The organism is Cohnella lubricantis (genome assembly GCF_014212015.1).
Lineage (GTDB): Bacteria > Bacillota > Bacilli > Paenibacillales > Paenibacillaceae > Cohnella > Cohnella lubricantis.
Map to the genome: position 1 here is coordinate 17563 of NZ_JACJVN010000040.1, position 21723 is coordinate 39285.

General features: G+C 45.1%; 17 protein-coding genes. 2 read left to right on the forward strand and 15 right to left on the reverse strand.

Annotated elements, in window-relative coordinates:
- The 15 genes from H4Q31_RS11345 to H4Q31_RS11415 all read right to left on the reverse strand — a co-directional run bounded on the left by H4Q31_RS11345 (nt 1) and on the right by H4Q31_RS11415 (nt 19323).
- Nucleotides 1-180 (reverse strand): hypothetical protein, encoded by a 180-nt coding sequence (locus H4Q31_RS11345; protein WP_185179197.1) that lies wholly within the window; start codon nt 178-180, stop codon nt 1-3.
- 39 nt (nt 181-219) lie between these two features.
- Entirely contained in the window at nt 220-1143 is a 924-nt protein-coding gene (locus H4Q31_RS11350) for a carbohydrate ABC transporter permease (protein ID WP_185179198.1), read from the reverse strand.
- A 15-nt stretch (nt 1144-1158) separates the two neighbouring features.
- Complete coding sequence (locus tag H4Q31_RS11355; protein ID WP_245347510.1) at nt 1159-2136, reverse strand: ABC transporter permease; 978 nt, start codon at nt 2134-2136, stop codon at nt 1159-1161.
- 81 nt (nt 2137-2217) lie between these two features.
- The gene (locus tag H4Q31_RS11360; protein WP_185179199.1) at nt 2218-3921 is read right to left on the reverse strand and encodes a type 2 periplasmic-binding domain-containing protein; all 1704 of its coding nucleotides are present in this window, start codon (nt 3919-3921) and stop codon (nt 2218-2220) included.
- A gap of 115 nt (nt 3922-4036) precedes the next feature.
- Entirely contained in the window at nt 4037-5500 is a 1464-nt protein-coding gene (locus tag H4Q31_RS11365) for a response regulator transcription factor (protein WP_185179200.1), read from the reverse strand.
- Entirely contained in the window at nt 5493-7241 is a 1749-nt protein-coding gene (locus tag H4Q31_RS11370) for a cache domain-containing sensor histidine kinase (protein ID WP_185179201.1), read from the reverse strand. The genes H4Q31_RS11365 and H4Q31_RS11370 overlap by 8 nt, the downstream gene beginning before the upstream one ends.
- Nucleotides 7242-7314: 73 nt before the next feature.
- Nucleotides 7315-8160: a carbohydrate ABC transporter permease gene (locus tag H4Q31_RS11375; protein WP_185179202.1), complete on the reverse strand. Its 846-nt coding sequence runs from the start codon at nt 8158-8160 to the stop codon at nt 7315-7317.
- 7 nt (nt 8161-8167) lie between these two features.
- Nucleotides 8168-9058: a carbohydrate ABC transporter permease gene (locus H4Q31_RS11380; protein ID WP_185179203.1), complete on the reverse strand. Its 891-nt coding sequence runs from the start codon at nt 9056-9058 to the stop codon at nt 8168-8170.
- Nucleotides 9059-9141: 83 nt separating this feature from the next.
- Nucleotides 9142-10482 (reverse strand): ABC transporter substrate-binding protein, encoded by a 1341-nt coding sequence (locus H4Q31_RS11385; RefSeq protein WP_311771725.1) that lies wholly within the window; start codon nt 10480-10482, stop codon nt 9142-9144.
- A 102-nt stretch (nt 10483-10584) separates the two neighbouring features.
- Nucleotides 10585-12201, reverse strand: coding sequence for a response regulator (locus tag H4Q31_RS11390; RefSeq protein ID WP_185179204.1), 1617 nt, complete (start codon nt 12199-12201; stop codon nt 10585-10587).
- Nucleotides 12198-13877, reverse strand: coding sequence for a sensor histidine kinase (locus H4Q31_RS11395; protein ID WP_185179205.1), 1680 nt, complete (start codon nt 13875-13877; stop codon nt 12198-12200). Before H4Q31_RS11395 ends, H4Q31_RS11390 begins: the two co-directional genes overlap by 4 nt.
- 57 nt (nt 13878-13934) lie before the next feature.
- On the reverse strand, nt 13935-16034 hold the full coding sequence (locus H4Q31_RS11400; RefSeq protein WP_185179206.1) for a glycoside hydrolase family 36 protein: 2100 nt from the start codon (nt 16032-16034) through the stop codon (nt 13935-13937).
- Between the two features lie 44 nt (nt 16035-16078).
- A complete protein-coding gene (locus tag H4Q31_RS11405; protein WP_245347511.1) occupies nt 16079-16921 on the reverse strand; it encodes a carbohydrate ABC transporter permease in 843 nt (280 codons plus the stop codon).
- A gap of 16 nt (nt 16922-16937) precedes the next feature.
- Nucleotides 16938-17825, reverse strand: coding sequence for a carbohydrate ABC transporter permease (locus H4Q31_RS11410; protein ID WP_185179207.1), 888 nt, complete (start codon nt 17823-17825; stop codon nt 16938-16940).
- Nucleotides 17826-17937: 112 nt separating this feature from the next.
- Entirely contained in the window at nt 17938-19323 is a 1386-nt protein-coding gene (locus H4Q31_RS11415; RefSeq protein ID WP_185179208.1) for an ABC transporter substrate-binding protein, read from the reverse strand.
- 209 nt (nt 19324-19532) lie between these two features.
- Here H4Q31_RS11415 and H4Q31_RS11420 point away from each other — a divergent pair, with 209 nt between their 5' ends.
- Together H4Q31_RS11420 and H4Q31_RS11425 are read left to right on the forward strand one after the other, a co-directional pair.
- Nucleotides 19533-21308, forward strand: a complete 1776-nt coding sequence (locus H4Q31_RS11420) for a sensor histidine kinase (protein ID WP_185179209.1) — start codon at nt 19533-19535, stop codon at nt 21306-21308.
- Between the two features lie 4 nt (nt 21309-21312).
- Nucleotides 21313-21717, forward strand: coding sequence for a response regulator (locus H4Q31_RS11425; protein ID WP_185179210.1), 405 nt, complete (start codon nt 21313-21315; stop codon nt 21715-21717).
- The last annotated feature ends 6 nt before the right edge of the window (nt 21718-21723 follow it).

Below are 21723 nucleotides of genomic sequence, written 5' to 3' on the forward strand. Positions count from 1 at the left end.
CTATCTCCTCTCCGCCGCTTCCCGAACCCAGACCTGCATCTCACCCGCTCCCCGGTTTGCCCAAGCGAAGTACGGAATGAATGTTAACGTTAAGGCCTCTATCTCCTCGCCGGCATCGCGCTTGTATAATGCTTCACCCCAGTCCTTCGCCATTCGCCGTCTTCCATTAGCCGTAATCACATGAATTCCTCCGAGTAACCGCCTCCATGCGTTCTCCGCCTATCCTTTAATGGAACCTAACAGAACCCCTTTGGCAAAGAACCGCTGTGCGAACGGATACATGATAATCATAGGAATAGATGCAATAACCATAGACGCCAATTCGATCGTCTTCGCCGTTACCAATCCTTGCCCTTGGGACCTAGCCAGCAGCTCTGCGATACCTGGATTGGCGAGGGCCACAGAGTTGGACATCTGTTCGGCCGCCGAACTGGTTTGCACCAATTTCAGAATCATATACTGCAGGGTCTGCAGGTTCTCCGATTGCGTGAAATAAAGCGTCGTACCATAGTCGTTCCAAATCCCTACTGCCGAAAATACGGACAATGCCGCCAGTACAGGCTTGGATAACGGCAAGACGATCCTGAAAAACATCATATACTCGCTTGCTCCGTCCAACTTGGCCGACTCGTACAAGGCATCGGGTATGCCTTTATAATTCGCATTAAGGATAATGACGTTCCAGAAGCCGCTGAACAAGGATGGCAGAATATAGACCCAATAGCTGTCATACAAGCCTAGCCAGTTAAACAGCATGAAGGTTGGAATCAATCCGCCGCTGAAATACATGCTCGTAATCCCTAAGGCTGCATACCACTTTTTCCCTTTTATATAGGGCCGGGAAAATGCGTAAGCAAACATAGCCGTATACAGAATGGAGATACAGGTGACAATAACGGTTCGCGATATGGTAATCCACGATGCTTGAATTAACGCTGGATCAGCTAGAACCGTCTTCCAGCTTGCCCACGTAAACTGACGGGGCCACAGGAAGACCGGCCCTCGTTGAAGATCCATTCCTCCGTTCAAGGAACTGATAATCGCATACCAGAACGGATATATCGTTACGATCATAATCACGACCATGATCACTGCATTCGACGCTTTAAATGCGCGTTCACCTACAGATGTGCCTCCAACCATTTCAGTACACCTCCCTTAGAAAAGTCCCGATCTCGTAAGTCTATTCGAGGCATAGTTGGCACCGACTAGAAGCAACACCGCAAACACTGATTTCAACAGCCCGATGGCCGTTGCCGCGGCGAACTGGAATTGTTGAAGTCCAATCTGGTAGAGGTACGTGTCGATGACCTGGCTCGCCGACATATTCAATGAGTTCTGCATGACGTATATTTGCGTAAAATTGTTGTTCAGCATACCGCTTATCGCAAAGATGATCAGGATCATCAAAGTAGGCAGGATGCCTGGAAGCGTGATATGCAGCATTCTCTTGAACCGGCTTGCTCCGTCAATCGCCGCCGCTTCGTACAAGGACTGTTCCACACCCGCCATTGCCGCCAAATACAGAATTGCTCCCCAGCCAATATCCTTCAACAAGCCGGATACAATCATTAAACCCCAGAAGTAGTGCGGATCCCCTAAGAATTCAATCGGCTTATCAACAAGGTGAAGTTTGACAAGCAGGAAATTGACAATGCCCTCTTGCGGATTCAGAAAGGTTATAATCAGTCCCCCATAGATCACCCATGAGAGAAAATGCGGCAAGTAGGTGATCGTTTGTATGAACGACTTAAATTTTCTGCTGGTAATCTCATTGAGAAACAAGGCGAATAGAAGTGTAACCGGTATACTGACCAGAGCGCCCAGCAGATTCATACCCAGTGTATTCTTGACCATCGGCCAGAATTGGAAGTTACGGAACATCTCTTTAAAATGATAAAAGTGGTTCCAAGGACTCGTGAAGATTCCCTTCACTCCAGTAATCGGGTCATAATCTTTAAAAGCCATGACCAATCCGAATAATGGAATGAAATTGAAGACAATGATAAAAAGAATGCCCGGCCAGATCATGGTTCCTAGTTCCAGCTGGGCTCGAAAGTCCAATAAACGTTTACTTCTTCTGTTGATGTTTTTAATGGCAGCGACGTTAGTGCTCCCTGTCTCGACAGCCTTCATCCGTTCTCCTCTCCATTTCATAATGGATAGTGCCAAAGTGTTGTTATGCACTTTGGCACATCTCACCATATGAACTTGTCTTTATGAATTGATTCCTTTAAGCGTTGTACCAAATGTCTGTTCTTGCTTGTGGAATTGATCATTGATCTTCTCGTTGATCTCGTCCAGTCCCATTTGCTTCACTTTCGAAATCATATCATTGTAGTACTGATCTCTCTGTGCCTCATCCTTCGCCAAGATGACCTTGGAGACTTGCGCTTCCAAATACGTTTGAATTTGCTGCTCATTGTTGGCCATCTGACTGCCTGCCGAGATGAAATCACTTGGCATTTGGAGCGCAGATGTGTCATAAATTTCAGACCCCTTGCCGAGAGCGCTTCCCACTTCCAAGCCCATGATTCCAGTCGGGCTCGTCGGCGCCGCCGTCCTGTGATCATGCCAGGCGTTGTTTTGGAATTGCCAGAATGCACCGACCCCGGTCTTCGAATAATTGCCCTGATTCTCAATGACTTGATCGGTCAGTATGACGTTGCCGTCCTGATCGAGCTCATAATCTTTGCCTTCAATCCCGTAAAAAGCGAGGAACTGCCCTTCTTCGCTGGTCATGAGGTCAAACCATTTCGCGATGCGTTCCGGGCTATCCGCTGTTTTGGATACAAACGTCTGCATCCAACCGGTGCCCGTCTTGAACGACCGTCCCATTACCGGCTTCGTATTTTGATTCGATAGGATCGGACCCGGTGATACCCAAGTTGTTGCGGTCGGGCTCGGCGTATCATAACCCGTATTGGCTATATTCCCAATGAAAGCGAACACTCGGCCGGATTTGATATTAGCTTGGATAGCTGACGTATCCAAGGTCATCTGGCTGAGATCGAATAAACTTTCTTGAGCCGCTGTGAATAGGAAATCCAAGGCATGCTTCGTCTCCGGCGCCAGGATGATGTCCCGGTAGTTCCCATCCTTATCGACTGGCATAGCACCGAACGACGCCTCCAGCACACCGAGCGTCCCGCCATGACCCACCGTGCCGACATTTATTCCGGCATATCCCTTCCCGTCTAAGTGCAGCGGGATTACCGGTGCGCCATCTACTTGCATACCCTTTACTTTCTTCAAAGCTTCCAGAAATCCGTTCTCCGTCGTAAGGTCAGATTTTGAAATGCCTGCTTCCTTCATCAGCTTTTCGTTAACGATGATCGACATCTGGCTGCCGTATTTCGCGGCATCAGCATAGATCTGGCTGGACTCCGGATACATTTTTCTCGCATCCGTCGTATTGATATGGCTTGGATAGGCGTACCAACCGCCATCCCGTTCGGTCAACGCTTTCTTCAAATCTTCCGGGAAATTCGTTAACAGAGGGGACGAAGGATCGTACTTCTTGAAGAATTCATCCAAGTTCCAAATTTTACCAGAGTCAATCAACTTCTTGATTAATGTGCCGTCCGTAACGGTCACGATATCCGGAAGCTTCTCGGAAGTCGCCAGCATCAAGCTGAGCTTCGTGCCAGCGTCCGATGCCGGAATGTTAAATTGGAATGTGAGCCCAGTCTTCTCGGTGATTGTGCCTTCCACGGAATTCGGGTCCGTATTCCACGGTGAAGGCGGGTTCCAAAAGTTTGTGTCCGAGAACCAAGTCAGTTCGACTGGCCCTTGCTGAACCGATTCGCTCGGAACCGCTGACGTATTCGAACTGTTTCCGCTTTCATTTGATTTGCTGCTGCAACCGGTAAGGGCGACAATCCCCGCCAATGTCAAGAGAGCACCTATTTTTAGTTTCATGCCTTTTACGATCCTCCCCTATATAGAAGCTGGTTGATACACGTTCATCATATAAGGAATCCGTGGCTCGTCATATGTTCGGCTTTTTCATTATTTGTGCGTTTTTTTGTAAGCGTTACAATTTGCGATACTTGCTTGGCGTGATGCCATACTTCTTCTTGAATAGTTTGGTGAAGTGAAAGTAATCCTTATATCCGACTCGCTCTACGACTTCCTGTACTGTCAATGTAGTTGAGGCGAGCAATTCTTTGGCCTTATTTAATCGTTTAGACACGATATGATCCAGATAAGTCGTTCCCGTCTCCTTCTTAATCTGAGCACTTAAATATCCAATGCTTACGTTAAAGTGCTTGGCCCATTCGCCGAGGGAGATATCCTCCGTAAAATTAGCGTCTAAATAACGAATAATTTTTTTTACCGCATCGTTAGAGATCAGCATTTCTTCCGAGGGATGTTGATCGAAGACCTCTTTGAATCTGTCAAACAATTGCTCAACCGAGTTAATGGAATTCGCCATTTGAGAGTAACTCATATACTCGATTCCCTGAGTTCTCTCGCAGTCGCCATAATACTTGTAAAAGAGAGACACGATCTGATTGTAGGTGATTGATAATTGATCAAGCATGATACGCCGCTCTTTGCACTCGCTGCAAAGGTCATCGAGAGCTTGCTTAATATGCTGGTGCCTTTGTTCTTTGACATTTAGTTCAATTTGATAGATGGTCTTAACTAACGCGTTCAGATAATCCGAAGCTTGGTACTCGGTTTCACGTTGATCATGCCAGAGCTTCGAGGTGGCCGCAGCAATATCCGACTCCTCATACAGCTTGCCGATCATGGAAGAATAAAGCCCAATGCTGCTGATTCCAATAAACTCGGCCTCTGCAAGTTTGGTTGATATGACATCCAAATGGGCATAGGGATGAATCGCTTCATCGTAATTAACGAGATAAGTTAATTTGCGTTGACCCGTGCGAAAGCATATCCATTGAATTGTCGGTTCGGGGTCATCGGCATCAAGTTCGTCCCCAACCTCCCATTCGGTCGACTGTGGATACAGAGAACTGATAAATCGATAGTTGGAGTATTTAAAATTAATCCCTCGGTTGGTTAGAAAATTACCGATCGTGATGGTACTGCTTGGCCTGAAAAGATCAAACAAGTCTTCCAGCAATAGATCCAATTCTTTGCGGCCGTTCTTCTTATTAATTAGCTCCTTCTTTAAGCGCAGCAGAGTGTCCGTTAGTTCCTGCTTCCTGACCTGCTTAAGCAAATAGGCATAGGCACCGAATGTAATCGCTTGCTGTGCATATTCGAACTCCGCGTAGCCGCTGATAAAGACAACTTTCGTATGCAATCCCATTTTGGAAATAGATTCCAGAAGCTCGATCCCATTTAATTTAGGCATCCGGATATCGGATATTACGACCGAAGGCTTTCTCTCCGTTATCAATTCCAGCGCCTGTTCGCCGTTATGGGCTTCGCCAATTATAGAGAAGCCCAAGCTGTCCCAATCAATTAATGCCCTAATCCCATATGCTACCCATGGTTCGTCATCCACGATCAATACACTATACATGCGCAGATCCCTCCATCTGTTCTTGGTTGTCAATGGCAGGGAATGAAATGCTGACGACCGTACCTTTATGCAATTGACTCGACACTGTCATATCGGCTTCGTCTCCATAAAACAGCTTCATTCTCCGGCATATATTCCCTAATCCAATACCCTGTCTAAATTTGTTATCCGTGTTGCCGATATCTTCAGACTGACGCAGATGCTGCATAAGGATCCCAAGATCGGCCTGATCGATACCGTAGCCATTATCCTTGATGATATATTGAATCATCTCTGGCTCCGGCTTGTACACTTTAATCTGAACAAGGCCATTCTTGTTTTGCTTCTCTAGTCCGTGGAAAACCGCATTTTCCACAATGGGCTGCAAGATCATTTTCAGTGTTTTTAAACCAAGCAGATCTCTATCGGCTTCGATTTCCACACGAATTCTTCCCATGAATCGATATTCTATGATTCTGGCGTATTCTCTAACATGTGCCAGCTCGTCTTCTATGGTGACGAAGTCAGTGCCTTTGACCGAGTAACGGAACATATTGGACAAGGACTCCGATATTTCAGCTATCTCCTGAACTTTGTTATACAGAGCGATAGCACGTATACACTCCAGTGTGTTGTGCAGAAAATGCGGGTTGATCTGATTGCGAAAGGCTAATACCTCCATATGTTTCTTTGCGATTTCGAATTCATACATTCGTTTTTGCGTTAGTTGAACACTTTTCCCCAAATCGTCGATCTCATCAAGCATTTTGTTCAAGCTAGATCCCAATACGCCGATCTCATTGCGGTAAACCACGGGAAATCGGCTCTCGCCGCCCGACTTCGGGTAGGCCTTTATAAAATCCATCAGAGCCTTAATTGGGGTCATAATGCGGGTGTAGAACAACAAAAGAAATAATGAGAGCATTCCGATCATAACCAAATATGTTGCAATATTCAGATGCTGAATGGTACTCAGATCATTGAGAAGTTCTTTCCTTGGAATAATACTAATCAATTGCCAGCCTGAACGGGGAAGCGTTACCGATTGAACAATGAATCGTTTGTCGTGATTCCATTCGTTAATGTCAATTGAGTCCTCAACTGTCGTTTTCCCTTCGCTCGCCATCATTTTTCCATTCTGATCCAACAGCAGAAAGCTTGAATGTGAGGTTATTTTCGCTTTATTCAAAATATGATTGAAATTACCAACATCCATAATGAATTCGCACATCCCTCGGTAATCCTGAACTTTCTCGCTCTTAAGATTATAGATAGGGATGGATATTGCATAGTAAGGATTGACACCGCCTTCCGACAACAACCCGGAATATTCTATCGATTCCACTATATGCGGTTTCACTCCAACGTCGATCGCTCCTATGCTGGCGACCAATGTTCCTTCACTGTTATAAAGCCGTATGCCGCGTATGTTCTCCTTTTGCGACATCGTATTGGCGAACATGGAGGTTACCTCGCTGTTTAAGAGAATAACTGATAGTTTGTCCTCCGAATTTAATAGGTTTTGGATGGATTGGCTATATAACAAAGACATGGAGCTCCCCTCCATGTCCGTATAGTAGCCCGTTATTTTCTCCTCTACCTGCAGCAATATTTTATTAACAGATTCCGTTACTTTTTTCTCAATAATTTTCTCTGCAATCCTGCTCGTAATGACAAAAGAAATTAGAAGTATGGCGAGCATCATCAACACGAAGATTAAGATCTGTCGAGCTAGACTGAGTCTGCGCCAGTAGCGGATCATGCTCCCCCTCCTCCTTATCTTTACCGGCCGCCTTTCAAAAAGGCGCACTTCGACTTATCCATCATGCTTCGCCTTAGCCTTTTACGGCCCCGGCCGTCATGCCCTCGACCAAGTAGCGTTGCAGGAACACAAATATAACGACGATCGGAAGAACACTAAGAACGGATGCTGCCATCATACTGCCCCAGTCAGTTTGATACAGTCCCTTGAAGAGACTCACTCCAGGCGTCAACGTACGATGCGCCTCGTCGTTGATGAATACGAAACCGAACATGTACTCGTTCCATGCATTCAGGAAGGCAAACAGCGAAGTCGAGATAAGGCTAGGCAAGCTAACGGGAAGCAGAATCTTAAAGATGATGCCAACAGTCGAACAGCCGTCGAGTTCCGCCGATTCTTCCATCTCGCTCGGAATCGTATCGAAGAAGCCTTTCATCATAAATGTACAGAGTGGAACCGCGAAGGTCGTATAAGCCAAGATCAATGACCCATAAGTGTTGATCAACGATAGTTGTTTCATCGTCAGATACAGCGGAATGAGCAGCAACACGCCCGGGATCATCTGCGACAGCATCATGGCCACTCCAAACAACCTCACTCCCTTGAATCGAAGGTATCGACTCAGGGAATATCCCGCGAAGATGGAGATCAAGAGCGATATAACAGTTGTAATTGACGCAACGAGAAGACTATTCTTGAAGAAGGTTAGGAAGGCCGAATTATTCAGTACATTATCGAAATGGGCAAAGGTCATTTTCCTAACCAGGAAGGTCGGATGAAGCGTTCGAATCTGGTCAGTCGGTTTGATTGAAGTGACCAGCATCCACAGGAATGGAAGCATACAATACACGGCGAAGCCAGCCAGAACGACGTAAGTTATAACGGTTAGCAATTGTCTTTTACGTTTGCTTATCAGCATGGTGGAGTCACCCCCGCTGTCTTCTAGACGAAGCGAAATAGTAGAGCGCAATGCAGATAGCCATAAAGCTGAGCATCATCGAAGCCAGAGAAGATGCTTGACCGAAGTTATATTCTTGCATGGCATAACGGTAGATCATAATAGGCAACGTCTCTGAAGCATGAAGCGGACCTCCTTCAGTCATTACCCAGATAAAGTCGAAATTGATAGCTGTCCAGATAATATGAATGAAGATAATCGTAAGCGAGACGGTGCGCAGCTGTGGCAACACGATGTGCCAGAAGCGGCGACGAACCCCAGCGCCATCGATGGCCGCGGCCTCGATAATATCTCGAGAGACCGACTGTAGTCCCGCAAGGAGGCTAATGGTGTAGAATGGAAAACTACGCCAAATATTAACGAAGGTCACAGTCAGTAAGGCGGTGTTCAGTTCACCGAGCCAATAATATGGTTTATCGATGATACCGAGCTCCACCATCCAGATGTTAAGAATGCCATAATCCGGCGTGAGCATCCACGTCCAGGTCATGCCTGCTATCACAATCGGCACGACCCATGGAACGATGATCATCGCCCGAAAGAGCGTACGTCCCTTCACTCGCTGGTTAAGCGCCACCGCGGAGGCGATACCGAGAAGGTATTCTCCAGCTACGGATATAACGGTCCATACGACCGTGTTGCGCAGCGCCGTCGGAAAATACTCCGATCGTAAAACCTCCTTGTAATTTTGAAGACCGGCGAAACCATCGACCGCTTTGTTGAGTAGGTTTTTGATCTGAAAGCTATCCCATAGTACTTGCCCAAGCGGGTAGGCATTAAGGAGCAGGAAGAACAGCAGAGCGGGGAGAATAAATCCGATCGCCAGCCGCCGTATTCTTTTCTCTTTGAGTGTCAGCACAGTAGTTCACCCCTTATCCGAATAAGAAGGCAAGCATGGAATCGGAATGCGACTCCGTCCATGCTTGCCGTCGTTCGGAAAAATCAGCTTCCGCTGAGCTCTCCCGAATTCTTCAGGCTGTCATTAATCGCGGCCGATAACTGCTTGGCGACGTCTTCAGGCTTCTCCTTCTTCAGCATGACGCGGGCAAGCGAATCTTCCATTGCTTGCGTGATTCCACCCAACGATACCGGCGGGAAGACAACACCTTGCGACGCTAGCGCCATAAAGTCTTTGCCCCATCCACCATCAACTACATCGGTTCGCGGGGCAGCTGAAGGATTGACCGCCTTCTGATAATCCGCGCCCATTAAGAAGGAGGCGAACTCGAACGCCTCTTGCGGGTGCTTCGACTTGTAAACGAACAAAGGCGCGATCTCCATGAAAGTAGCCGGACTGCCTTTATAGATCGGAGGGGCAATCTTCACATCCTTCATTCCCTCCGGATTCTCGGATGCGCGTCCTTCGATCCACGTTCCGTCCACGACCATTGCATATTGGCCGAGAACAAAGTTCTGATCTTCTTCCTCCCATCCCCAAGTCTTTGCGTCCGGCTTAATGGCCCCCTTATCAAGAAGGTCCTGGTAGAATTGGAATACTTCGGATGCCTTGGCCAATTGGTCTTGATTGTCCTGCCAGGTATTCTTGTACTTGCCGTCGGCTTGCTTCTCGGCAAGAGAGACGCCATTCTGAGCCAGATACATGATCAACTCCTGAGGGGAGCGAACACCGGCGCCTGCAATGCCGAATATTTCTTTACCCGTTTTGTCCTTAACGAGTTGCGCGTTGTTTAATAGCTCATCCCACGTTTTGGGCGGCGCGCTCAATCCCGCCTCCTCCAGAATATTCTCGTGATAGAGAAGAGCCCGAATCCCGAGATAATTTGGCAACGCCTTCAACTTGCCGTCTACCGTCAGCGCTTCGACAACATTCGGATAGATTTTGTCCTTGTCAGACCAAGCGTTAAACGAATCGGTCAAATCGGCGAGTGCTTCCAGTTTGTTGAACTCGCCGAACCATTCGCTAAGCCCCCAGCTCAAATCCGGAGCGTCGCCCGCATTAATGGCGGCGATTAGCTTATCGTGCATGACATCATACGAGAGCACCTGCAAATCTACATTAATGTTGTCGTGGCTGTCATCGAATTCCTTGACTTTCTGCTGGATCGCCTTGCCTTGATCGGTACTCGGATCAAGCGCTGACCAGAACTTCAAGGTCACCGGACTTGTGGCCGCATCTAGAGCAGCCGACGCCGATTCCGACCCGCCAAGCGATGACGAAGACTCCGTCTCCTTGCCGTTATTGCTTCCGCAGGCGCTCAATGCGGATGCCAGAAGAAGCGCTCCCATCAAGCCAGAAGACCATTTGACGAATCTCTTTTTCACAGTGAAACCCCTCTCCAAAGAATGGTTGCGTTTTCATTTCAATTTTATCGTGGAGGGCCGAGCCGCCGTAATGATTGAATCTTCACAACGATGTGGAACATATTAAGATCGCTTTATTTTATTCGACAATGCCATACGATATTGAGTTGGCTGCAACCCCGTGTATTTTCGAAAGACTTGGCTGAAGTACCTTTGATCGGTATAACCGACGGCATCCGCGATTTCATAAGTTCGAAGCGTGCTTTCTCTTAACAGCTTCATTGCTTGCTCCATGCGTATCCCGATCACATACTCCATGAAACTCTGCCCGGTAGCATTCTTGAACAATGTACAGAAGTAGTTTTTGTTCAGATGGAACCGCTCCGAGATCTGCTCAAGAGACATGGTGCGATAATTTTCCGCTATGTATTTCTGAATCGCGTCTATCAATGTTTTGCCGCTTTTGCCCTTGCCCGCCTCTTCCTGGATAGCAATATAATCTTCCATCCAGCTTAACAGCGACTCCATGGTGCGTTGGAATCGAAGCGCTCGCAAGGAAGTACGAGCTTCATTCAGAGCCGTGCGCATCTCCTCGTTCATAGGCTGTTGTTCAAGTTTATGGACGAATTCAGCAACGGCTTTCTTCCATTCGGATATGGTGGCTTCGGCTAGCATGTCCTCCTGGAACGCTGATTGAATATGCGTCAATAATTTGCCTTTGTCCCGAAGAGATCCTCCCTCCGCAAGCATATCGAAGAGAAATCCGATCTCCTTCCACTCCGCTTCGACCGGTGAAGATCTGCGAAGATATGGTCTTGAACCCGGATCAAAAACCGCAATCTCTCCTTCCTCCGATACCCGAAGAGATTCCAGAGCATGCTGAGCCTCCATGTAGGCGGAGGACAACTTAGCCGCACGCTGTTTGAACAAGCTAACTCCGATCTGCGAGGGCATCTTCAAGTTAGAGGCCAACGAGCGCTGTAGCCTGCGAAGTATGGATTCCCGAGCATTCGATTCCAATAGAGATATGAATATGACGTATTCATTAGCTTGGTACAAATTGCGGAATACAATCGATGTGGCTCCCATCAATTCGGAGATGGCTTTGCGTGCTGCGTAGTAGAAAGAAGGGCGATCCCCTTCGAATCTCTCTTCAACCTGGTCGTCAAAGTGAACGAAGCGCACAACTACAACTGTGGATCCTTCTTCCGGTAGCGAGAGAAGCAGGCGCTGAGCTTGAACATGCATCTCGTTCTCATCTTTAATATGGCCTCCGATGATCTGAGTCAGGAATTCATCTTGCTTGAGCAGAAGTCCTTCAGCAAGAACGGCCTTCTCTTGCAGCCGATCCGTCCGGAAGCGGGAATCCTCACGTATCTGTTCGACTGCTTTCCCCAAAGCGATTAACAGTTCTGATTCTTGAATAGGCTTCAACAAATAATCATAAGCACCCCGTTTGAAAGCCTGGCGCGAATACTCAAATTCCCCGTATCCGCTAAGAACGATGATTTTAATGAATAATTCAGAATATTCCAACCATGACATGAATTCCAACCCATCCGTCAAAGGCATTCGAATGTCCGTTATAATCAAATTCGGGCGATGCACCTCTGTTAATCGCTTTGCTTCTTCGCCATTATACGCATGTCCGACAATCGCCCAGCCGAGCTCCTTCCACGGTATGATCGCAGCGAGTTGGTCGTGAACCGTCGATTCGTCATCTACAATCAAAATCTTCATCCCGTACTCACCTCTTCGATTGGCAGACGGTAAATGACTTGAGTACCGACGCCCTGTCGGCTCTTAATCTCTATTCCATAAGTTTCCCCGCAGATTAGCCGGATGCGGGCATGTACATTGTATAGACCGATCGTTCCCTCTGCCTTCTGAAGCTGATCTACACGCAGGAGCCGTTCGATATCCTTCAGTTTGGACGATTCCATTCCCTTCCCGTTATCCAATACACTTAGATACAGCATCTTCTGGTCCGGATCAATCCTTGCAGACAACTTCAGCAGCTTCCGTGGGTGTAAGCTCGGCGCTAATCCGTGCTCGACTGCATTCTCCACAATCGGTTGCAATATCAACCTCGGAATTCTCGCGTCTAACGATCCGGCTTGCAGGTCCATACGGTATCGAATACTATTGGGGAATCTCTTGTTGATGATGACGAGATAATGCCGGATGTGCATGACCTCATCTCGAAGACGCACCCATTCATTCTGAATATTCATGTTGTATCTATACATCTGGCTAAGCGATTGACAGATCAACTTCAAATCTGGAACCTTGTTCACTCCGGCTATTCCTGCCATCATCTGAAGCGTATTAAAGAGAAAATGAGGAGATATTTGGGCTTGCAAAGCCTTGATTTGCGATTCTTGGTTCATTAAGCGCAGCTTGAAATCGTGCTCAATCAATTGTTGGATCGTCTCCGCCATCCGGTTGAACTGGTTGCCCAAGAAGCCGATCTCGTCTCTCGTTCTCACTTCAACTCGCGCATTGTAGTCCCCTTTATTAATTCGCGCCATACTCCGATACATCTGAACAATGGGCTTGGTGATGTTGAAACTTAACCCCAAGGAGATGCCGAGCGCGAGCAGTCCCGCCACAAGGATAACGATATAGGCTATCGAACGGTAGAATAATTGTGAAGGGTCAATCTGGTAGGTGTAATCGATCGTCAACGAACCGTCGCTTAACGATTGAGAGATGGATACTGAATGACGTCCGTTCTCCCGCTTGTCTATCGTCTGTCCAATTCGCCCTGAATCCGTGGCGTAAACAATGGTGCCTGTAACATCAGTAATTAACACCTGCCCTCGATAGAATGGATTGTAGATTTCAACTTTGTCTCGGAAATCCTGCTCGGGTATATCGATCGCGAGCAGTCCCGCAGGATTGCCTCGAAATTTTACCGGATACAGGAATTGAAAAATGGGTTCGTCATAAGGTGATTGCTCCACGATTCGCATGAGAGGCCGCTGTCCGCCGGCTCCCATCGCGCGATGCAAGGAACGCAAGTAGGCAGGATCCAACCGGGGATATAAATTCGGGAAAAAATTTCCAAGCGTCTCGTCCTCGTCGTTACGGATCAAATACATGCCTAATACCGTTTGCACAGGCGATTGGTTATAAACACTTAGAAAGAATTCCCGAATATCCATCACTGTATCGTACGTTCGGCTGTCCGACAGAAACTCCTTGCCATAAGCGATGCTCTCGATTAAGTTTGGATTGGAATAAATTCGATAAGCGGTGCCGCTCAAGGAATCAGCGAATTCCTCAATTTGGCGTCTCAAATCTTGCTTGATGCGATTCTCGGCGTATAACTTGTCCTTCTCAATCTGCAGATTGACTTGATAAATTACAATGCCGGATAGGATTGCCAGTGGCAATGCGGTCGTCATGGCCATAGCCAGAAAAATCTTCATTCGAATTCTAGTGAACATACCTCATCTCACCCATATCTCTCATCCCTCTAGGTCTGATAGATATATTTCAAAAAGTCTGGCGTTATGATTCTCTAACCGTACATTAAGGCAGGAGTTTGCTTCATCCCATTTATACGAGCAACGCTGCTCTTGCGGATAAATGCACCTTACAGCCGATTTCTTCCCATATGCGTGTTTTATCGGTATGTTCACATCAGAATTCGTTCCATTCAATCTCCAAACAGCCAAATATAGTTTGTAATCACAACTGAGCCCTAACGAAATCCACTCATCAGTGAAAGTTGGTAACCCCAATGGCCAAAATGGTAACGACGATCGAATGTCGTTTCGAATTTCTTTATAACAACTAATACCTTCTTTAACGAGGGTCAATCTTTCATTCGATATCTCAGCCAAATGCCCGCTCTGATGAATCCGCAGAAGCAAGGAATTGACCATATTAAATATGACCTCTTCTTTATCCCCTTCCTTTAACGGATAAGACCATATTGCTGCTTGTTCCGGTGTTACGGCTGAAGGAGAAGCCGCCGCGATAGCGGCCATTCTGCGATAATCCGTCTGGTCTGTTACCGATTGAATACTATGCCGGCTAAGAAGGGAATACTCCATTCTCATCCCGCCGCTACCGCAATTCTCAATCACCAAATCAGGATATCTGTCAAAGATGCTATCCAGCCATATTAAATACGCCCGATTATGCTGCAGTAAACCATCTCCGAAGCTGTCAGCTCCGACTTCCGTCCCAAATCCTGCATCAATGTTGTAATCCATCTTGATATAACCCACGCCATAATCTTTCACAAGCCGTTCGATGACACGATCAGCATGTTGGACGACTTCAGGATTTCTGAAGTCAAGCTGGTATCTTCCATGATCGATAACAGGCTTTCCATGCCGTTTAAAGAACCATTCATCGGACACTACATTTACCAACGGGCAGTTCATGCCCATAACCTCAAGTTCCAGCCACAGCCCCGGGATCATTCCTTTTTTTCTAATATAGTTCAGCGGCTCCTGAATGCCTCCTGGAAAACGAGCTGTAGAAGGAAGCCATTCACCTACTCCATCCCACCATTCTCCATCCGAGTACCACCCTGCATCGATGCAGAAGTATTCGCAGCCTGTTTCGGCCGCAGCATCGATCAGCGGGATCAATTTTTCAGTCGTTGGGTCGCCAAATAGGCAGTTCATATAATCATTAAATATGACTGGCAGCTTTTCGTTATCGATGTGATTTCTTCTGATTTTCCTTCTGTATTTGGTCAATTCTCCAACAGCTTCATCGAAGCCGCCGTTAACAAATGCGATGGCCGCAGATGCCGTTTCGAACGCCTCTCCCGGCCTCAACAATTTCCACCAATGACTCTCTCGTTCCGTTGGCCCGCTTAATTGCAAATATAATTGATTGGCGATATCGCTTATTTCCCAGTGCCATGCTCCGTTATTCTCGATTTGCCACATGATTGCTCGTCCACCGTCTGTACTCTCATAACATCCCATTGGCAAGTATTCAGAACAAGGCCAAGTTCCGGAGCTGCTCAATGCAACTCGCTTCATCGAGAAATCATTAACTTGATACATACCGAGCCCAGCCATACTTTGTTTCTTCCATTGAGCCTCGCCATACCAAGTATTGTGAGGAATATAGAGATGGCCTTCATTCTCCCAGCCTGACTGCCTTTGATGGCAGATCCCAGTTAAAGCAAAGGAGGAAATATACTCCAGCCCTTTGCTCTCACCCCCGATATTTTCAACCACCGTCCATGATCTGACAACCTGTACATTATCGTAGAACTGCAAGTGGCTAGTCACGATTAATCCATCATCCTGCAGTGTGATTTCCAATTTCCGTCCATATTGATTTCTATCATCCTTGAAATTCTTATACTTCAACCGTCCTCCGGGCATACTTCCTGTATGCTTCGAGCCATGATGATCATTCTGGTTTTCTCCCGTCACATGAACCTCTACCAACCTAGCCCGCTTCTGTTGCTTCTCATCCTTCAAGATCACATCAGGTGGGGTTGAAGACAGGTGAAGAAGTCGAACATCGTCGGATTCAGTTACACCCAGCACAAAATAAAGGTTGTTCTCGTTAATTACTCTCAATTGTCTCATTGCAACTCACCTTAATCTTTATTTTATTAAAGCTTTTGCAATTATTACCCTTTTACAGCAGATCCGACCGTCAGTGCGCTTTCAACCTGCCTATTGAAAATCAAATACATAATGATCGGCGGTACGCTGGATATTGTCAACGCTGCCGAAGATGCTCCCCAGTCTGTTGCGAACTGACCCTGAAAGTAGATCAGTCCAAGCGGCAATGTCTTCAAAGCATTATCTGAGATGACTACCAGCGCGGTAAACAGCTCATTCCATGAGTTCAAGAAAATAAAGATCGCGGTCGTCGCCATCGCGGGAGAAACCAAAGGCAGAATAATCCTAAAGAATGTTGTGAAAATGTTTGCACCGTCTATCGCAGCCGATTCCTCCATCTCAAAAGGAATCGACCTGAGATAAGCGTAAAAAACCATGGATGTGAAGGAGAGATTGAAAGCAATATAAGGGATAATGATTGCAAGCAGAGAATGTTGAATGTGAAAATCCCTTACGATTATGACAAGCGGAATAATGATCATCTGTACCGGGATAAACATGCCCAATATCCCATAAATTCTGGCTATATTGGATAATCTCCATCTCATCCTGGCAGTGGCATATGCAAACATGACAGCCATCAATATGGTGAATATTACGGTTACAACAGCAACAATAGCACTATTCTTAAAAAACGAGAGAATATTGAATTGCGTCACTGCGTTTACATAATTCTCAATGCGAAAATGAGTTGGAAGCCCATATACATTCGTTGAGAAAATCTCCTCATTATTTTTCAACGAATTTAGTCCCATCCAAATGAGCGGATAAATGGATGCCAGAGAGAAAAAGCAAATAACAATGTAAATGACAGGCTTCCATAAACTCGTTTTAAGATTTAACGTCAAGCTGACTCCCCCTCAATTAATACACAATTCTATCTCTAGCAATAAATTTATTAATGATCAAAGTGGCTAATAAGCATTCTAATAGCAGCACAACAGCAGATGCACATCCATATCCGAATTCACCTTTCTGAAATGCGGATTTGAACATCATATAGGATAATGTCATCGTGGACCCGCCGGGACCGCCGCCTGTCATAACAAACATGTTATCGAATGCTTTTAGTCCCCCTGTAATCGACATAACTAATGTGAACTTATAGGTCTCTTGCAACATTGGTAGTGTAATCTTACGATGCAACGTGAAGGGAGAAGCTCCATCAATAATTGCAGCTTCAAAATATTGCTCAGGGATTGATTTAATCGCAGCATAGATAAACACGAACATCATGCCCATAAACTGCCAGCCATTCGTGAAGGCAACTGCGTAGATTGCTTTTCTAGGATCAGATAGAAATGCCTGCCTAAAATCATCCCCAAAAATTCCCAGCAAATTATTTACCAGTCCATGGTCATAATTGAATAACTGAACCCATAATTGCCCTACAACCGTGACAGAAAGTACGACCGGCACAAAAAAGCTTGTTTTAAAAAACTTGCTGCCTCTGAGCTTCAAATTTCTCGATGTGAATATAAAGGCAAGAATCGATGCCACTACTTGTTGGTAGACCAAAATGACTGCAGCAAAGATCAAACCGTTCTTAACTGCCGGAATAAAGTCGGAATCCTTCAACATGTTTCTATAGTTATCCAAGCCTGAAAAAATCGGAGAGGTTATTCCATCCCATTCATAAAAGCTTTTGACAAAGACTTGGAATATTGGATAAGCCATAATCGCTGTGTATAGGGCTAGAAATGGAAACACAAAGACGAATATTGCGGATTTTCTATTCAAAAAGCTATGCATATAAAGCCTCCTCAGCCCTTCTAGAATGCTTCGAGTATTAATTCGCCTCAGGTCGTTATCCGTGAAATCAGGATAAGCTACCTGAGGCGACTACTCGTACTTTGATATTTAATTATTTTCTATACTTCTCAAGGATTGCATCGACGTTCTTAGCAAATTCCTCAGGCTTGTATACTCCGGAATACAGTTTTTGCACTTCGCCCCCAAGGTCCGTTTGAATTTTATTATCTTGGAAAGCCCATCCCATAGCGGTCGTAGATTTCACTGTCGTCAGAATACTGGACACTTCTTTCTGCAATGCATTCTCTGGCTTCTCAGAAGCAGGGGGGTTCTTAAACAAGGTGTTGAATTCGCCTGTCTTAACGGTTCTTCCCTCGGCATTCTTCAGAGCAAGCTGAACAGCGTATTCAGCGGCAATCTCCTTATGTTTGCTATTTGCCGATACAGCATATCCGCCAATAAAGCCGCCGCCGCTGATTACGCCTGCATCCTTAACAGCTTGAACATTTGCGGCGTCAGCGAAAACATCGGGAAGAAGAACCGCTACATTCCCATCTCCGAGCTTATCGCCTATTTCCTGCGTCATCCAGTTCCCGACCATCAACATTGCTGTTTTTCCACTTTCAAAATCAGCGACTGCTGAGTTGTAATCATACGTAAAGGCATCTTTAGAAATAAGTCCTTCTTTAGCCAACTCCTGAATCTTGTTAGCCGCATTGACGAAAGCCGGATCCGAGCCTTTAGCGGTCCCATTAATGTCTAGATCAGTCATGCCTTTTGGATTCTCGGGGATCGCAGCCATATCAAAGAGTTGCAGTGCAGGCCAAGTTTCTTTTAACCAAATTCCGAGCGGCACAGTCCCTTGTTCTATAAGTTTTTTGCCGGCGTCAAGCAGCTCCTGGTAGTTCTCAGGAATTTTCGCTCCTGCTTGTTCGAACAAAGTCTTGTTAACAAAAATCACGGCAAAGTTCGTATTTGCAGCCGGCATGCCCCATGTATGTCCGTCTTGTTGACTCAACAATGACACGCCCGTAGGAGAAAGTTGATCTGCGAGATTAAACTTATTGATGTAATCGTCCAAAGGAATAATATTGTTCGAAGCGATTCCCGTAGCAATGTCCGATGTGGATACTTCAAATATGTCAGGCAAGCTTCCTGTTGCAAAATACGTCTTCAACTTTGCACCGCTATCTTGAGGCATAACGTCTATATCCAATGTAACATTCGGCATAATCTTTTTCATTTCTGCCATTGCATAGTCGAATTGAGCTTTCTCGTCATCGGAAGTATAGTGTACGAACATCTTGAGTTTTACTTCCTCGGCAGGAGATGCTGAAGCCGACTCAGAAGCAGATGCGCTAGCGGAAGCGGTTTCAGTCGCCTCGGAACTGCTCGAATTCTCGTTATTGTTCGAGTTAGTGCCACAGGCAGCCATCATAGACACGAACATAATCGACACAACCAGAAGAGCTAACGACCTTAAAGAAGTTTTCTTCACCGTTGTTCCCCCTATTTATTATTTTGTTGCACTTGCTTATCTTTATAATAGCAAGGGGCATATTTTACGAAAATGTAATATCCGATACCTTTTGGTAATTTGAACGTCATCCTGAATAAGCTAAGATGACATCAATTTATCCATTGCTTTATACTAAGAAATATTCATGGTTTTCCGCTCCTTATCCTAGCTAAAGGATTGTGAACATAATGATTAAGCAATGGTTTCGGAATCAGAAGATCAGGAATAAAATCATATTAATATATATCCCGCTCGTCGTTATTCCATTATTCGTTCTTGGTTATATATCAAACAGCATATTTTCTCACTCGATTATTCAAAAGACGGTGAAAAATGTCACCGATAACTCCACCTTAATCGTCACTAGAATCAATACAATCATTACCAATGCGCAAAATTGTGCCAACGTAACGACTCTGAATCTCATAAGTCAAATTCAAAAGAATTTAAATTACGGGAACACCAGCGTATCGCTGTTTGAAATGCGAGGGAAGATTGAGAATGAATTGAGTCTCATTAAGATTACTTTCCCAGATGTGGAATCTGCAGCCTTCGTAGATTCCAATTCGAATATATTTTCTTCTACTGACAAAATGGTAACCAATTTAGACGAGACTTTAAAAAGCGAAATTTATAGGAGAGTCGATCGAAGCAGTTCAGAGAATATATTGTTCCCCATGCAGGTTCGGAACTATTTAGTTTCGGATATTAATGCTCCGGTATTGACTATTGCAAAAAGAGTTATTGACCCCCGAAGCGGCAAAAAACTCGGAATGCTCGTATTAAATGTTAAGGAAAAATCGCTTTCTGATGTGTACAACAGTGTTGGACCAGCGAGTACAACTAGTTATTTCATATTAAATGAGCAAGGAAATATTGTATCGTCCCAAAATAAAGACGACATATTGAAACCGTTTACTAACCCGAGTTTGAAGAAGCTCATTTTATCTAAAGGAAACTTTAGTGAGATTAAAAATAACAATGGAAAGGATACTCTGGTTGCATCTACCTCTTTACAGTATTTAGGTTGGAAACTTGTCTGTGTCATTCCTATCCAGGAACTAACGGCGGACATTGATAAAAACACCTGGGTCGTTGTCGTTTTAGGCATAACATGTTTGTTACTTGCCTTATTTTTTGCAACGATCCTATCTGCCATAATTGCAAAACCGCTCGTGAAATTACTGATTAAAATGGATGAAATCAAGCGCGGTAATCTCGACGTTATATTCTATATAAAATCAAGGGATGAAACCGGAAGACTAGCGCTTGAATTTAATATTATGGTGAAAAGAATTAAGGATCTTCTTGATAAATCCAAGCAGGAACAAAAAAAGTTGCGGGAGTATGAATTGGCTCTTATTCAGGCTCAGATAAAACCTCATTTTCTATACAACTCTCTTGAATTGATATACATGCTTAGTGGCATGGCGGGAGCAACAGATGCACAAATAGCAACTAAATCCCTTGCGGACTTCTATAGGGTAGCTTTAAGTAAGGGAAAAGAAATCATTACGATCGAGGAAGAGATTAAGAATGTGAATGATTATTTAAACATACAAAAATTTAGGTATTTTGACGTTTTTGATTTCGAAATTAAAGTGCAGGATGAAATCAAAAACAACAAAATTCTAAAATTAATCTTGCAACCTTTAGTCGAAAATTCGATATACCATGGACTGAAAACAAAAGGCAGCTTCGGAAAAATACGAATTGAAGGGTTCATCAAAAACGAGAACATAATCATAATGGTTATTGATGACGGTGTTGGAATATCCGAAGAAAAAGTTAAACAAATATTGAATAATAAAACTTCCCCTGCCTCAGTAGAATCCTTTGGATTACGAAGTGTAGATGAAAGAATTAAATTGTTTTATGGTGAAGGATACGGGCTGAATATCGAAAGCGAATTAGGTAAAGGCACAACGATAACCATTGTTATCCCTTATAAGGTAGGAGGCTGAAAAAATGCTAAAAATCATAGTTGTTGATGATGAGCCTCTATATAGGCAGTATCTAATCAAATCAGTGGAATGGGAACAATACGGATTTGAAATTTGTTGCGAAGCAAAGAACGGTCTTGATGCATTGGAGAAGATTGATGGTTATAAGCCAGACATCGCTCTCGTTGATATAAACATGCCCTTCATGAGCGGTTTGGAGCTTATTGAACATCTCAACGATAAACATCCCCACATCGCAATTGTCTTGGTGACCGGCCATAGCGAATTCGACTATGCAAGGAAGGCATTACAACTAGGCGTATTTGACTATATATTAAAACCATTCAATCACGATGAATTAATGGCGCCTTTGCTTAAAATAAAAGATAGAATTGAAAAAAAACGGATTGAAAAGGTGTTTATCGCATAATAGAAA

What these genes read in the sequence shown, in the direction of transcription:
- H4Q31_RS11410 (WP_185179207.1), bottom strand. Translation starts at nt 17,825, where the DNA reads ATGCATAGCTTTTTGAATAGAAAATCCGCAATATTCGTCTTTGTGTTT.
- H4Q31_RS11425 (WP_185179210.1), top strand. Translation starts at nt 21,313, where the DNA reads ATGCTAAAAATCATAGTTGTTGATGATGAGCCTCTATATAGGCAGTAT.
- H4Q31_RS11375 (WP_185179202.1), bottom strand. Translation starts at nt 8,160, where the DNA reads ATGCTGATAAGCAAACGTAAAAGACAATTGCTAACCGTTATAACTTAC.
- H4Q31_RS11365 (WP_185179200.1), bottom strand. Translation starts at nt 5,500, where the DNA reads ATGTATAGTGTATTGATCGTGGATGACGAACCATGGGTAGCATATGGG.
- H4Q31_RS11400 (WP_185179206.1), bottom strand. Translation starts at nt 16,034, where the DNA reads ATGAGACAATTGAGAGTAATTAACGAGAACAACCTTTATTTTGTGCTG.
- H4Q31_RS11360 (WP_185179199.1), bottom strand. Translation starts at nt 3,921, where the DNA reads ATGAAACTAAAAATAGGTGCTCTCTTGACATTGGCGGGGATTGTCGCC.
- H4Q31_RS11355 (WP_245347510.1), bottom strand. Translation starts at nt 2,136, where the DNA reads ATGAAGGCTGTCGAGACAGGGAGCACTAACGTCGCTGCCATTAAAAAC.
- H4Q31_RS11395 (WP_185179205.1), bottom strand. Translation starts at nt 13,877, where the DNA reads ATGGCCATGACGACCGCATTGCCACTGGCAATCCTATCCGGCATTGTA.
- H4Q31_RS11420 (WP_185179209.1), top strand. Translation starts at nt 19,533, where the DNA reads ATGATTAAGCAATGGTTTCGGAATCAGAAGATCAGGAATAAAATCATA.
- H4Q31_RS11370 (WP_185179201.1), bottom strand. Translation starts at nt 7,241, where the DNA reads ATGATCCGCTACTGGCGCAGACTCAGTCTAGCTCGACAGATCTTAATC.
- H4Q31_RS11350 (WP_185179198.1), bottom strand. Translation starts at nt 1,143, where the DNA reads ATGGTTGGAGGCACATCTGTAGGTGAACGCGCATTTAAAGCGTCGAAT.
- H4Q31_RS11390 (WP_185179204.1), bottom strand. Translation starts at nt 12,201, where the DNA reads ATGAAGATTTTGATTGTAGATGACGAATCGACGGTTCACGACCAACTC.